The sequence below is a fragment of the Intestinimonas timonensis genome, assembly GCF_900626145.1.
In the GTDB taxonomy this organism is placed as follows: domain Bacteria; phylum Bacillota; class Clostridia; order Oscillospirales; family Oscillospiraceae; genus Intestinimonas; species Intestinimonas aquisgranensis.
This window is the reverse complement of the sequence record NZ_LR130817.1, coordinates 96,088-108,483: the sequence shown is the minus strand read 5'-3', so window position 1 is coordinate 108,483 and position 12,396 is coordinate 96,088. Positions and strand designations below refer to the sequence as shown.

Below are 12,396 nucleotides of genomic sequence, written 5' to 3'. Positions count from 1 at the left end.
TTAGACCTTATGCCTATTATATAGGCAAGTACAGTAGGTTGCAATTACAAAGCCAATAAGATGATGAAACAAAATGCTACTTTGAAATAAAATTATATTTCGTTCTCATAATCTAACCCGAAATGTAGAATAATATAGGAGTGATATGAGAATGTACCAAGACACCAGACGGCTTGACTTCCACGCATTAGGCCGGGAGATCAAGCGCAAAAGAGAGGCGAAAGGCTGGACGCAGGAATATCTTGCACAGCTTGTAGACCGTACCCCTCGTTCCATCATGTATTTTGAGAACCGAGGCCAGCATCCGAGCCTGAACACCTTTTACCAAATCGTCACCCTGTTGGACATTTCCGTAGACCAGTTCTTTTATCCTGACAGGCAGAACGGCGAAAGCGACTGCCGCCAGCATATTGACAGATTGCTCAATACAATGGACGAAAAGGAATTGACGGTCATGGAGGCCACAGCGGAAGGACTACAAAAAGCCAGAGAAACGGAGGTCAAGTAACGAGGGCCTTCGTTTTCTCATTTTTGCGGGCTTTTCCGGGGTGCCGCTAAATGGCAAGCAATGCTTCTGTGGCCACAGAAGCCATTTTCACAAGCCCGGCCTTACGGCCAGCCTGTGAAAATCTGCTTGTTGGGGAGCCTCCCCAAACCCGGCGCTTCGGGCCAACTTGGCCCGAAGTTGTAGCGTCGCTTCGCTCCTTATGCGTCACAGTCCCTAACGCTCCTGTTCCTTCTTTCTGCCCGGCTCCGAGTAGCCCAGCAGATAGTCAATGTTGGCCTTGATGGTCGTGACCTCCTGCATATCCGCCTTGGCCTTACGGTACTCGGCGTAGAGCTTCTTTTTCTGCTCGGCCAGCTTGCGGCCTTCCTCTTTGAGTGCGTCCATCTTGGGGAGCTTGCCACCGTCCAAAATGCGCTTGAAGTCGGCATAGGTCGCCCGGTAAAGCTCAATATCCGCCTCATGTTCCGCAAGAAACTTTTTGCTGTATTTGCTGGCCTTGTACTTCTCCAAGACAGGCCGGGTCTTGGCATACTGCACCGTTGCCGCTTTCAATTCCATGTTGGTATGGAGGGCTGCCTCGGTGCTTTTGATTTGGTCGGACAGCTTGTGAAACCGCTCGGTCGCCGCCGTGGCCTTCTGCTCCAACTGCTCATAGTCCGTCAGGCCGTTGTCCTGCAAGTAGGCAAGGGCGGCGGCCATCTGTTTGAGATTGAACACCTTGGCCCACCGTTCATAGCCGGGGCCTTTCCCTTGGAGCCGGGATTGAATGTCAATGGCAAGACTGACCTTCTGGCGGGACTGGCCGGGGCGCTGACGGGAGCCGGATATGGCGGCCCGTATATCTGTTTCGCCGTAGCCGTCCCCGAGGGTGTCAGAGCGCAGGCGGGTAAACCGCTCCTGACCGGGAGCCCGAAAGCTGATTGTTCCCCGATGCTGCTTGACCTCATAGCCCGCCTGCTCCATCAGGGAGAGAAATTCCGGGAAGTCAGCGGGCCTCTTTGCAAGGGCGGTATCAATGGCGGCCCGCAGTCTGTCCTGATAGGTCAACGGCCTTTTACGTCTGGCCAGCCACTCCCCGTAATTGCGAAACTTGCCCTTGCTCCGGGGCTTGGGATTTTCCACAATGGATAATCCGTTTTCCAGACACAAGCGGTCAGAGAGCCGCCGCAGAGCGAAGGACGAACCCCAGAAATTTCGGAACTTCCTGGTACAGTCAAGGGTCGTGGAATTGTAGTAGATATGCGAGTGAATATGCTCCTTGTCCGTGTGGGTCGTGACAATGAACGCATGGCGGCCCTTCGTCCAGCGCATAGCCAGCTCATAGCTGACCCGGTTTGCTTCTTCCGGGGTGATATCTCCGGGATAGAAGGACTGGCGGATCTGATAGCATAGCACATCCTCGCCCTTCTTTTGTTCCCGGCCCGTCATGGCCTTGTAGCTGGCCTTTGCCAAAAGGAACTCGGCGGCTACTGTGGCCGGGTCGCATTCATAGGAGGATATGTATTTTCCGCTTTCCGTCTTTTCGGGATTTTTCCCGTAGTCCAGACAGTCACGGATGGCTTCGGCTATGCTTTCTCCCTCGTTGGCATGGCGTTGCAGTAAGGTGGTCGTTGCCAGAGAAAATCCCTCCCTTCATAGAGAACGGCGGCCCCACCGAGCCGCCATCAATCCGTGTCACTTCGAGCCAAGTTGGCCCGAAGCTGTCAGCTTGTGATGAACTGGCGCAAAGACAGGTTCAGACTGTCCAGCCCCGTGATAACAGCTCCGGCACCCGCCTGCAAGCCATAGGGGGAAAGCAGGAACGCAATCACCAGATAAATGACGCCGCCCACCGGGTAGCTGATGAAGAACAGCCCCACGCTCAGCAGCGCCATAATGACCGAGGCCGCCGTCAGGAGGAAGGAGGACAGGGAGAACAGGAACAGCAGGACGGCCACAAGGACAGTCAGCAGCACCACAAACGGCGCAGCAATCAGTTTTAATAATAGTCTCATAGGTTCAGCCCATTTCTAAATATCTTTTTACCTATATTTTACCATGCAGGCGTAGGGGCAACAATGTTGTAGATGGTTAGTGAATCTTGTCCCAAATAGAATGGGGAAAGCAATCCAATTGCTTTCCCCATTAACAGAGTTTCAAAGTTACTTGCTTAGTTCTTCTAAGTGAGTTCCTATATAATTTAAGAATGAAATTGTGTTTTCTAAGATATTAGAAAATGTTTCTGCATAATTTTCTTTTTGAACATCAAATACTTTTGATATTTTTTGATAACCTTTTCCTTTCCTATGCCCTGTTCCACTCGAGCGCAATTCCTGCAAATTTCTCAGGAACTTAATATGATCTTGATAGTCTGTAAGCTGTTTTTCTTGAAACCATGCCTCTAATTTTGATATGCTCCCGACCAGCTTTTCGTATGTACCCGTTAGTTGTGCTACAATTTCCTTTTCATTTAAGGAATCCAGCACTACTTTAACCAATGATAGCACCAGCATATCCATTTCGACAATAGAGTTATTGATTGGAATACGCAGTCCTTCAAAATTATATAAATCCTGTTCATCAAGCTCTAAGAACAATGGCCATCCCATTTTTTCAGTAAATTGACGATTGATCTTCAAATAAGTATTTTTGAAGATGAAATCTAATGATTGTGGGTCTGTAGGCAACGACATAAAATCTCTTCTGAATTTTGTGTCACTTAATTTTGCATCAAGTGCTTTGTTAAATCCTCGCCAATAGTGTTGCTCTTGTTCGCTTGGTAAATCTCTGCCCAAGTCACCAAGATACACCGAAACATATCCCGTATTTTGATTATCAATATAAAGCGACCACAATGTACCACATCGTATAATGCAATCTTCGACCTTATATATTTCTGGCTTTGAATAATACTTATTTAGAACAGCCGAATCAAAGAATACAGGAGTCAAATAATGTGGGGCAGTAGGGTTTGCACCAAAATAATTACTCAATTTACTCGGATCACAAGTATGATGTATTTCTCTACCATCATCGTCAACACCAATAACAAAATCAATATAATGCTTTTCTTCGTTATAAGGCCAAATATTACAATCTTTAAGTTCGCATCCAAATAGTACTTTTTTCCCAAATAGAATAGAAAAACTTTCTTGCCGAACTCCTGTATGGCATCTGCCTGTATTCACTGTGTAAAAAATGGTATTGTCTTCATTACGATAAGCGATCCCATCTGTTGGAACATTTTCTCCAGTAATGTCAACACAACGACTATCAATGTGCATGATGAGTGCCATATTCTTTACAGCGAGATAGCTTTTGAGATACCGCTTATGTATGCTAACTAAATTGTCGCCAGATATTTTTATAACAGAAATATCATTCTCCAAGTCGATGTATTCTTTAGATTGTGAATTATAGTAAAGGTTAAAAAGAAATCTAAATTCTTCAACAATTTCTATGTTATCATTTGCCAAGCCATTATAATCTCTTTTGATAACTAAGGGCTCCATGTTAGAATCGTTATTCCATTTATGATATACGGCTTCTCCGGAATCCCATGCGCCATAAACAGTGATTCCGGGCAATAACGAACCATGAATGTCATAGGAATCCGTTTCTAATTGTCCCTCTGCCTCATTTGCTGAAATAAGATAGCTTTGAAAAAATACATCCCACTTGTCATCCTTTTTGCTGCCATATACAGGCACGAATATTCCTTTACCCCAATCGTTTTCAATCCATTCTCTGATTGGGACTTGGTAAATATAGCTCTTATCCATCTTAAGTCCCCCCCTGTTTTAATTGTCAATTATAATTAAATTTTACTGCACAATTCAGAAATCGTCAATTATCCATTCTTCGGGCCAACTTGGCTCGAAGCTAAGGAGAGTCCATAGAAACAATCTACTTATTGTGCTATACTTAAAATAGTTCTTAAACGAAACGAGGTGACACTTATGGCAAACAACAGAGATGATTTTTCCTTGGCTACGAAGGAATTACTTGCAAATCGAGTGGGTAGAAAATGCAGTAATCCGAGCTGTCGGAAACTAACCTGTGGAGCAAATACAGATCCTGATAAAATTACAAATATCGGTGTAGCTTCCCATATTTGTGCTGCGGCCAAGGGTGACCCCAGATATGACGAAAGCATGACAACCGAAGAACGAAAGTCTTTTGATAATGGGATATGGCTATGTCAATCTTGTTCAAAGCTAATAGATACAGATACCGCTCGTTATACAAAAGAGGTTCTTCTCAGGTGGAAAAAAATTGCGGAAGAATTAGCCATCTTAGAGGTAGAAATGGTTTCGCCAACGCAATCTTTTGAAGAAGATAAAGACCTTATCAAGTTTTTTGTTCAATGCTTTGATCGCCCTGCATTTCAGGACGATATTAGTCAGGAAGGCCGAATGGAGGATTTTGATAAGGCGATTGAGGATACTCTTGTTGCGTTAAATACAGGGGTTTTGCGTACAAGGGATGGTGCAATATTAAAGCAAGCGGAAGGAAAATCTGCTGTTCATAATCCTTCCTGGCGTGAAAAGCTTGATACTATTGCCGATATGCTCAATTCTATCCGCAGGCGGTTAAAGATAGCCGAAGCAGAAAAGGCATATACAAAATATGGTTCGGGGCAAGATGTTTTTTATTGTTTTTCGGATAGTGAACTTGGTGAATGGTTTAACCTTACAAGAGAAGAAATATTAAAAGTTTTATCTTCTATTTGCAGAGAGGCCGGGCTTCGTGAATTACATTTTCCTCGTCGAAGATATAGATGGTAAATGAGAAAAAGGAGGGGTGCAGCCACTAAGGCCGCACCCCTCCAAATCATCTTTCCACCAGTTTAGACAGCTCCGTGAGAACATCGGACACCCGCCCCCAGAGCTTTTCATAGTCCCTCTGGAGCCCGGCGATCTCCTCCGGGTACACGCCGAAGCTATTGGCATGGACGGCCACCTGATTGAGATTGTTGGCGCACCTTCGCTGTAAGGACACCAGCTCCCGGACAGGGGCAAGGTCTACATGGAGGATATAGCCATTCAAGGCCATCTTCCGCATATAGGCCCCGGCGTTGGTAATGCCCGCCTCGGCCATGCGCTCCTGTATCTGTGCCAGCTCATCTGCCGTCACCATCACATGAAGGTGCCTGTCACGCTTGCGCCGGGCCGTCAGCGTTCCTCCCGTTCCCGGCTCCGTTTGTGGGCGGGTGGCTCCTTCACCTTGTCCAGTTCCTTTTTCTCCGGCCCCTTGGGGAGCGGCGAGGGCGGCAGATTGTTCAAAATGCCGTCCAGCATATTGTCGTTCTGTTCCTCGGAAAGCTCGGCAGTATGCAGATGATTGTCTCTCTCGTTCATAATTTCCTCCTTTCCAGCCTCGGGCCAAGTTGGCCCGAAGTGCATGAATGTTACGAAATACCCGGTCAAACCGAGCCGGAAGGTATTAAGGTATTCCGGCCCGGAAAACAGGCGGAAAAAGTCCCGGAATACCGGGCTTTTTCTCCGGGCAAATCGTAACAGGTCTATCCGTTTTTCAGCCGCTTTTTTCTCATGCGCTCCCGGCTCCTTCTGCGGTTTCCCTCGGCCTTGCAGGCGTCGGAACAGTAGGCTTGCCGCCCCTCCGGGAGAAAGGGCCTCCCGCAAACGGCGCACAGCCGGGTATCCGGGGCCGGGCCGTCCTCGCAGATGGAGGCCATCAGCGCCGGGTCAAGGGGAAGAACGGCCTCCCGGAAGTAGCGGCAGTAGGCTCCCGTCCAGCATTTCCCCAGCATATAGCACTCACAGTCCAGCGGCAGGCAGCCATACTCCCGGTCATAGTTGGCGCACATCTCCGTGACCAGTTTTCGGATACCTCTTCGCTCGTCACGGGTCAGTTCCCGGCACATCAGGACTTCGGGCCAACTCGGCCCGAGGTACGGAACTGCTTGCGGCATCGGCCCTTCTGGCTTCTGCACTCCTTCAGGTAGCGGCACCCGGCACAGCGGTCAGCGCCGCCACGGCCCGGACGGGGGATCTCTTTCATCATCTTTTCATAAGGGCTGTTGGTGAAATTCATTCCTCGTCCTCCGTTTCTTCCTCAACCGCCATATCGCCGTAGGGGTCGTTCTCGTCATAGTCGTAATCATCCTCGTCCAGCTCCGGGGCCTCATGCTTCGGACGGTAGACCTTGAAATAATAGGCTGCTCCGCCGCCCACCAACAGGACAGCCGCTACCATCAGGAGATTGCCAACAGGAAAGCCTGCATCTTTTTCAGGTTCGGGTTCCGGCTCGGCAACAGGCTCCGGGTCAGTCTCAGGCTGTGTGACAGGCTCCTTGACCTCGGGTTCCGGGTCGGCTTCGGCAAGGGCCAGCAGGTCTTTTTCCGTGACAGCGTTCAGGAAATACACATTTTCCTCGGTGCGTTGACGGTCAATGACCAGATAAAAGACATTCTCGCTGGGGGTGGTGATGGTGAAAAACTCCTTGCCGTCCTCGTCGGTGGCATTGTCTACCACCGTTCCCGTCCCATCCGGGGTGAAGGGCTTGGCAACGGTTTCCGTTACGGCGGGCGGCGTGGTTTCCTCTGCGGGCTCGTCACTCTGGGCGTAGGCCGTGATGCTCATACAGGTAAGAGAAAACAGGGCGGCGGTCAAAACCGCGGCCCTGCGAAACAGCTTATTCTTCATGCTCGGTATCCTCCTTTGCTTCATCGTGCTTCGGGCCAAGTTGGCCCGAGGTGGTGATGGTGGGGTTGCTGAAAAAGGCAGCCAGCTCGGATGGCGTCAGTTTCAGGGAGCGGACAGCCTGAACGATCATGCTGTTTTCTTCCTCCTGACGCTGTTTCTCCAAGTCCCTGACCTTGGCCTGCCATTCGGCGGCCTTCTCCCGGGCCTTGTCCAGCTCCTTGTCGATTTTTTCAAGTTTGGTCATATCGTCGCTCCTTTCGGAAAATCAGTTCAAACGCCCAAAGGCGTAAAAGTGCTCCTGCCAGTAGTTCGTATTGATACTGGCGTATTTGATGGGGTCGCCTGCGTGGATCATCATGCCGTCGCCCACATAGATACCCACATGGGAAACAGGGCCGTCGCAGTCATAGGTTTTCGTAAAGAAAATCAGATCTCCGGGCCTTGCGTCAGCGGGTGATACATAGGCGCATTGATTGAAAATCCCTGTTGCCGTGGTGCGGGGCAGGTTGTGGACGCCGCTGGCCGTATAGACCCAGCAGACAAAGCCGGAACAGTCAAAGGAGGTAGAGGGGCTGGAGCCGCCCCATACATAGGGCCAGCCCAGGTACTTTTCCGCCTCCTTGATAAGGGCCGCAAAGGCAGGGTCAGAAAGAGCTTCGCCCGGTACGGTGTAATCACTTCCGGGGTCATAGCTGCCACCGCCGCCCGTGTAAATGTCATCCCACAGATAGGGCTTGTTGCCTTTGAGCTCCAAGGTAATGTCGTAGATTTCTTTCTGCTCGGCATCCAGCAGGGAGTTCACCACCACAGGCAGGGTCTTGTTCTGGAGCCGCACATGGAGAATGTAATACTCATACGGCACCTCGTAGGTATCTGTATGGGTGGTTCCGTCCTCGTCCGTCCATGTGTCCGTTTCGGTGCGGTAGCGTATCTCCACTTCCTCGGTCAGCGTCAGCTTATACTGCGCCTCAAACAAGGCCCGGAGCTCACCCTGCACATTTTCACGGGTATAGGTGCGGAGCTTGGCAATCAGGTAGGAGGTCAGCTCATAGGGGTTGTGTCCCAGCTCGTCCACCTGATAGCGGTACTCGTCATAGCCGGGGTGGGTGCGCTCAATGTTGGCGATCTTCTGCCGGAGCTCGTTTTCAAGAGCCGTATAGTCCTCGTTGGCCCCTAAAATATCCTCGTCCTCGGCGGTGTAAGAGGTGCCGACCACGGCGTTCATCATGCCAGTACCCAGCGAAGGGAGGGCGGAAAAGACGGAGCTCAAAATCAGAAACAGGCAGAACAACAGCAGAATGATGATTACTCCGCTTTTATGACGGCGCACGAACCGGGAGGCATAGGCCACCGCCTTTTCGGTGGTAGTGGCCGCCGCTCCCGCCGCCTTGGCCCCCTGTCTTGCAGCCTCCCGGGCCTGCTTGGCATACTCCCGCTTGATTTTCCATTTCTGGGCCATGCGGGAAAGGAAGCTGCTTTGAAGCTCCGGGTGCTCCTGCGCCATCTGCTGATAGTGGAGGTTGGCATTGGCCTTCATGGTCTTGTGTTCCCATTTCTCCACCTGTCGGGTCGGGTGCTCCCGGATACGCCGCTTGGTGTAGCGGGTGGCCTTATGCACTCCGGCCTCCGCCAGAAGCTCGGCCTTGTGGGCGCTCTCCACACCCACATTCTCATGCTCGACCTCATGTATTTTGCGGTGGGTGTAGGCCCATACACCTGCCCCCGCCGCCGTTGCCGCCCGCCGGGGGAGGCCGGGCGGCTTCTGGGGTTTCTGCTGGGCCAGCTTTTCCTTGGCGGCTTCCAGCTTGGCAGCGGAGTGTTCGGCCTTGGCCTCGGCCCGTTCCTTCTTTTTCTCCTGTTTGTCCTTCCTGGCCTTTTGGGCGTCCTGTTCCTCATGGGCGGTATCCCTGCGGGCCTCGTCATCCTGACGCAAGCGGGAGGACGGCTTTTTCCGTTCCTCGTCCTGCCGGAATTTCCCGCCGCCCACTGGCTTCGGGCCAACTTGGCCCGAAGCAGCCTTACTCATTCTGCGCCTCCTTTTCCTCCGGGCGAGTAGTCATAATGGAGTAGAGCTTGGTATTCTTCGGGAAACGGTCAACAAACGGAATGGTCACATTTCCGAAGAACAACAGCCCCTCGCCGGGATTGGAGTGGGTCACATAGGAAAGCTGGTGCGGGCTGATACCCAACTGCTTGGCAAGTATCTGCCTGTCTCCCTGCGCCTGCGACAGAAGCACCATGAAGTCGGAGTTTTCAAAGATGTTCTCAACCTGCCGGCTGGCAAGGAGGTCTTTCACATTCTGTGTCAGGGCGCTCGGGACGCAGCCCTTTTTACGGAGCATTTTCCAGATGGTGACAAAGTAGCTGGAAGTCAGCTCGTCCTGCAACAGCACATGGAACTCGTCATAGTAGCACCATGTAGCGATACCACGGGCGAAGTTGTGGGACACCTGACTGTTCATCAGGTCGTTGATGATGTGCATGGCAATCGTTCTGAGGCCCGCCCCCAGCTTCTTCAAGTCGAAGCACACTACACGGGCGTTTCTATAATCCACATTGGTCTTGTGGTTGAAGATGTTGAGGGAGCCGGACACATAGATCTCAAGGGCTGTTGCCAGCCGCTTTGCCTCGGGCTCGGTCTGCTGGCACAGAAGGTCATACAGATTTTGAAGCGTCGGCATAGGGGTATTGTCCGGGTCATTGAGAAAATCCCGGTACACCATGCGGGCGCAGCGGTCAATGATGGTGCGCTCCACGGGCTGTAAGCCGTCTTTGCCGCCCACAATCAGCTCCATAAGGGAAAGGATAAAATCGCATTTCAGACTGATGGGCGAAACCTCGTCATCAATGCTTACATCCAAATCCATCGGATTGATATGGTGCGGGCTGTTGGGGGCGATCTCCACCACAAGGCCGTCCTGTCCGAACTGGCGCACCAGCGGCGAGTATTCGCCCATCGGGTCAAGAATGATAATGCGGTCATTGGTGGCAAGGAACACATTGACAAGCTCCCTCTTTCCGGCGAAACTCTTGCCCGCTCCCGGTACGCCGAGATACAGGCCGTTGGGATTTTTCAGCTTCTTGCGGTTCGCCATGATGACATTGTGGGAAAGGGCGTTCAGGCCGTAATAGATGGCCTCGCCGTCCATGCGGAGCTCCTGCGTCATAAACGGCACGAAGATGGCCGTGGAGCTGGTTGTCATGCCCCGCTGTATCTCAATGCCGTTGTAGCCGAGGGGCAGGCTGGACATAAGGCCCTGTTCCTGCTGAAAGTCCAGCCGCTTCAAAATGCAGTTGTATTTCTGCATGATACCCGACACCGTGAACAGGTCGTTGTCCAGCTCCCGGCGGGTGGCGGCGGTGTTTACCACAAGGAAGGTCAGGAGGAACATTCGCTCGTTGCGGCTCTGCAAGTCGTTCAACAGGTTCTTGGCATCCTGACTGAATGTAACAAGGTCGGGCGGGAGTATGTCCATATCGTAGCCGCTTCGGACGGCCTTTTTCTGTTCCTCCACCTTCATCTTGTCAATGTCACTGACCTTGCCCTTGATGGTTTTGATGGCCTTGGCCTGATCGACAGTCTGAATGTGCATGGTGATGGTCATTTCAGCGTCCACCTCCAACAGCTCCGCAAGGAGCTTGTCGGAAAGCTCGGAGGCCATGATCTGCATATAGGACGCCGCTCCCCATGTGGAGCCCATGCGGAACAGGCGGCTTTGCCGGAAGTCAAAGCTGGTTGGGGCGATAAAGTCCTTTGTCCCCAGCCCGGTTTTCGGTATCATATCCCATGTGAAGCGGAAGGGCTCGGTGCCGCCGGGGTGGAGCTGGCCGTGTAAAATCTCCAGGCGTTCCAGCCCATTGAGGGAGCGGGACTGTACCCCCAGCTTTTTGAAGTTGCCCATTATGTCAGCCTCCACACGCTCCAAGCGGGGCTTTGCAATCGCAAGGCTGTCCGCCGACACACCGAAGGTCAACAGCTTGGTTCTCACAATGCCGTTGTTGCTCTTGGCAATCTGGCCCTCCAGCATTTCCACATACTCGCTCCGCATTTCGCTGTACTCGTCATCCTTCATGGCGATATTGATTTTGTACTTGCTTTCCGGGCGGCTCCTGTGGTTGATAAAGGAGAGCTGGAACGGAAGGGAGCTGTCAAAGGAATTGAGGAACGCACAGTAGCCGTCAAAAATGGCGCTCTGGTCATCGGCCTGCGCCAACTGGTAGTTGATGTCCTCGTATTCAAGGCTCTTGGTGTAGAGCTTATCGTTTACCCGGCAGATACCATCCTTGAAAAGCTCCCGGTAGGGTATGGTCTGCTGGGCGGTCTGCGGCCCGGCCTTTTTCGGCTTGGCCTGTTTTGTGGGCTTGCGGTCAGGACGCTTTCTTTCTGCGCCCGGCCTTGCTGCCCCTTTGGTGGTCTGCAATCGGCTTTTCCTCCTTTCGGCTCAAAAAAGCATAGAAATTTTCGGTCTTATAGGGCCTGACCCGTGGCAATAAAAACTTGGTTCGGATAATGTTGCGGAGCACCTTCTCAAAGGGAAGGCCGTCCTTCTCAAACATGGCGAACAGAAAACACGGCATCATCAGGCCAATCATCAGGAACAGGGCCGTGCTGTTCCCGATATGGGAGCGGGTGAACAGGTAAAACGGGATACCGATACCGCCCGCTATGGAAAAACAAATAAGCTGGCGCTTCGTCAGGTTGAAGGCCAGCTTGGTCTTAATGCGGCTCAAATCGTTGGGTACTGGCACATAGGCCAATGAGATCACCTCCTCACAGCTTCGGGCCAACTTGGCCCGAGGTCATCGTTCTGTCTGGCGGGCCGGGGCCTCCTTCCGGGCAGCCTGCGCCGCTTCAAGGCCGGACTGCCTTGCCCGCCAATACTCGGGGTTGTACCGCCTGATGGAGAGGTTGATATTTTTCTCAAAGGCGGCTTTGTCCTTGATACGCTCGGGTATCTGCCAGAGCTTCTTGTCCAAAAGTTCCCGCAGCACCACATCCTCCTGCGTATCTTCCTCAAAACAGAGGTAGCCGCCCCGCTTGAAGCCACACCGTTTGGCCGCCGGGGAGAGGAACGCCGCCACCTCGTTTGAAACCATTGTCCCGCCGTGGCTGGCGGTACTCACAAGGAATACGCCGGGGCAGAGAAGGTCACAGGTCTGCACCTTGCCCCACGGGGACTTTTCCGGTTCCTGATACATCATCGTTCTACACCTCCTTCCATCCTCGGGCCAACTTGACCC

At 52.0% G+C, this 12,396-nt stretch carries 15 protein-coding genes; 2 read left to right on the top strand and 13 right to left on the bottom strand.

Annotated elements, in window-relative coordinates; all coding sequences use genetic code 11:
- Positions 1–145: 145 nt before the first annotated feature.
- On the top strand, positions 146–508 hold the full coding sequence (locus tag E0E29_RS06600; RefSeq protein WP_330366484.1) for a helix-turn-helix transcriptional regulator: 363 nt from the start codon (positions 146–148) through the stop codon (positions 506–508).
- A 213-nt stretch (positions 509–721) separates the two neighbouring features.
- On the opposite strand, the gene E0E29_RS06595 is transcribed toward E0E29_RS06600, so the two are convergent.
- From E0E29_RS06595 to E0E29_RS06585, 3 genes are all read right to left on the bottom strand, one after another.
- Positions 722–2,065: a relaxase/mobilization nuclease domain-containing protein gene (locus E0E29_RS06595; RefSeq protein ID WP_479723856.1), complete on the bottom strand. Its 1,344-nt coding sequence runs from the start codon at positions 2,063–2,065 to the stop codon at positions 722–724.
- 146 nt (positions 2,066–2,211) lie between these two features.
- Positions 2,212–2,502 carry a CD1845 family protein gene (locus tag E0E29_RS06590; RefSeq protein WP_130849197.1) on the bottom strand — a complete coding sequence of 97 codons (291 nt, stop codon included), beginning with the start codon at positions 2,500–2,502 and terminating at the stop codon, positions 2,212–2,214.
- Positions 2,503–2,649: 147 nt separating this feature from the next.
- Positions 2,650–4,269: a hypothetical protein gene (locus tag E0E29_RS06585; RefSeq protein ID WP_130849196.1), complete on the bottom strand. Its 1,620-nt coding sequence runs from the start codon at positions 4,267–4,269 to the stop codon at positions 2,650–2,652.
- Positions 4,270–4,446: 177 nt separating this feature from the next.
- On the opposite strand from E0E29_RS06585, the gene E0E29_RS06580 reads away from it, so the two are divergent.
- Positions 4,447–5,274, top strand: coding sequence for an HNH endonuclease (locus E0E29_RS06580; RefSeq protein WP_242622409.1), 828 nt, complete (start codon positions 4,447–4,449; stop codon positions 5,272–5,274).
- A 46-nt stretch (positions 5,275–5,320) separates the two neighbouring features.
- Here E0E29_RS06580 and E0E29_RS06575 read toward each other — a convergent pair whose 3' ends face one another.
- The 10 genes from E0E29_RS06575 to E0E29_RS06535 all read right to left on the bottom strand — a co-directional run bounded on the left by E0E29_RS06575 (position 5,321) and on the right by E0E29_RS06535 (position 12,357).
- A complete protein-coding gene (locus tag E0E29_RS06575; RefSeq protein WP_207303622.1) occupies positions 5,321–5,665 on the bottom strand; it encodes a plasmid mobilization protein in 345 nt (114 codons plus the stop codon).
- Entirely contained in the window at positions 5,662–5,847 is a 186-nt protein-coding gene (locus E0E29_RS06570) for a DUF4316 domain-containing protein (RefSeq protein ID WP_130849195.1), read from the bottom strand. The genes E0E29_RS06575 and E0E29_RS06570 overlap by 4 nt, the downstream gene beginning before the upstream one ends.
- Positions 5,848–6,011: 164 nt before the next feature.
- Complete coding sequence (locus E0E29_RS06565) at positions 6,012–6,374, bottom strand: cysteine-rich VLP domain-containing protein (protein WP_165449827.1); 363 nt, start codon at positions 6,372–6,374, stop codon at positions 6,012–6,014.
- The gene (locus E0E29_RS18070) at positions 6,374–6,544 is read right to left on the bottom strand and encodes a hypothetical protein (protein WP_165449826.1); all 171 of its coding nucleotides are present in this window, start codon (positions 6,542–6,544) and stop codon (positions 6,374–6,376) included. Before E0E29_RS18070 ends, E0E29_RS06565 begins: the two co-directional genes overlap by 1 nt.
- A complete protein-coding gene (locus E0E29_RS06560; RefSeq protein ID WP_130849194.1) occupies positions 6,541–7,155 on the bottom strand; it encodes a DUF4366 domain-containing protein in 615 nt (204 codons plus the stop codon). Before E0E29_RS06560 ends, E0E29_RS18070 begins: the two co-directional genes overlap by 4 nt.
- Complete coding sequence (locus E0E29_RS06555) at positions 7,145–7,399, bottom strand: DUF4315 family protein (RefSeq protein ID WP_130849193.1); 255 nt, start codon at positions 7,397–7,399, stop codon at positions 7,145–7,147. Before E0E29_RS06555 ends, E0E29_RS06560 begins: the two co-directional genes overlap by 11 nt.
- A gap of 21 nt (positions 7,400–7,420) precedes the next feature.
- Positions 7,421–9,088 carry a CD1108 family mobile element protein gene (locus E0E29_RS06550; RefSeq protein WP_130850804.1) on the bottom strand — a complete coding sequence of 556 codons (1,668 nt, stop codon included), beginning with the start codon at positions 9,086–9,088 and terminating at the stop codon, positions 7,421–7,423.
- An 85-nt stretch (positions 9,089–9,173) separates the two neighbouring features.
- Positions 9,174–11,576 (bottom strand): VirB4-like conjugal transfer ATPase, CD1110 family, encoded by a 2,403-nt coding sequence (locus E0E29_RS06545; protein ID WP_423202437.1) that lies wholly within the window; start codon positions 11,574–11,576, stop codon positions 9,174–9,176.
- Positions 11,524–11,913 (bottom strand): PrgI family protein, encoded by a 390-nt coding sequence (locus tag E0E29_RS06540; protein ID WP_130849192.1) that lies wholly within the window; start codon positions 11,911–11,913, stop codon positions 11,524–11,526. Before E0E29_RS06540 ends, E0E29_RS06545 begins: the two co-directional genes overlap by 53 nt.
- A gap of 42 nt (positions 11,914–11,955) precedes the next feature.
- Positions 11,956–12,357: a DUF7007 domain-containing protein gene (locus E0E29_RS06535; protein ID WP_242622408.1), complete on the bottom strand. Its 402-nt coding sequence runs from the start codon at positions 12,355–12,357 to the stop codon at positions 11,956–11,958.
- Positions 12,358–12,396 lie beyond the last annotated feature (39 nt).

Excerpts from the sequence above, each read along its gene's own strand:
- E0E29_RS06600 (WP_330366484.1), top strand. The coding sequence starts at position 146 with ATGAGAATGTACCAAGACACCAGACGGCTTGACTTCCACGCATTAGGC.
- E0E29_RS06565 (WP_165449827.1), bottom strand. The coding sequence starts at position 6,374 with ATGTGCCGGGAACTGACCCGTGACGAGCGAAGAGGTATCCGAAAACTG.
- E0E29_RS06570 (WP_130849195.1), bottom strand. The coding sequence starts at position 5,847 with ATGAACGAGAGAGACAATCATCTGCATACTGCCGAGCTTTCCGAGGAA.
- E0E29_RS06585 (WP_130849196.1), bottom strand. The coding sequence starts at position 4,269 with ATGGATAAGAGCTATATTTACCAAGTCCCAATCAGAGAATGGATTGAA.
- E0E29_RS18070 (WP_165449826.1), bottom strand. The coding sequence starts at position 6,544 with ATGAATTTCACCAACAGCCCTTATGAAAAGATGATGAAAGAGATCCCC.
- E0E29_RS06560 (WP_130849194.1), bottom strand. The coding sequence starts at position 7,155 with ATGAAGAATAAGCTGTTTCGCAGGGCCGCGGTTTTGACCGCCGCCCTG.
- E0E29_RS06535 (WP_242622408.1), bottom strand. The coding sequence starts at position 12,357 with ATGATGTATCAGGAACCGGAAAAGTCCCCGTGGGGCAAGGTGCAGACC.
- E0E29_RS06555 (WP_130849193.1), bottom strand. The coding sequence starts at position 7,399 with ATGACCAAACTTGAAAAAATCGACAAGGAGCTGGACAAGGCCCGGGAG.
- E0E29_RS06580 (WP_242622409.1), top strand. The coding sequence starts at position 4,447 with ATGGCAAACAACAGAGATGATTTTTCCTTGGCTACGAAGGAATTACTT.
- E0E29_RS06590 (WP_130849197.1), bottom strand. The coding sequence starts at position 2,502 with ATGAGACTATTATTAAAACTGATTGCTGCGCCGTTTGTGGTGCTGCTG.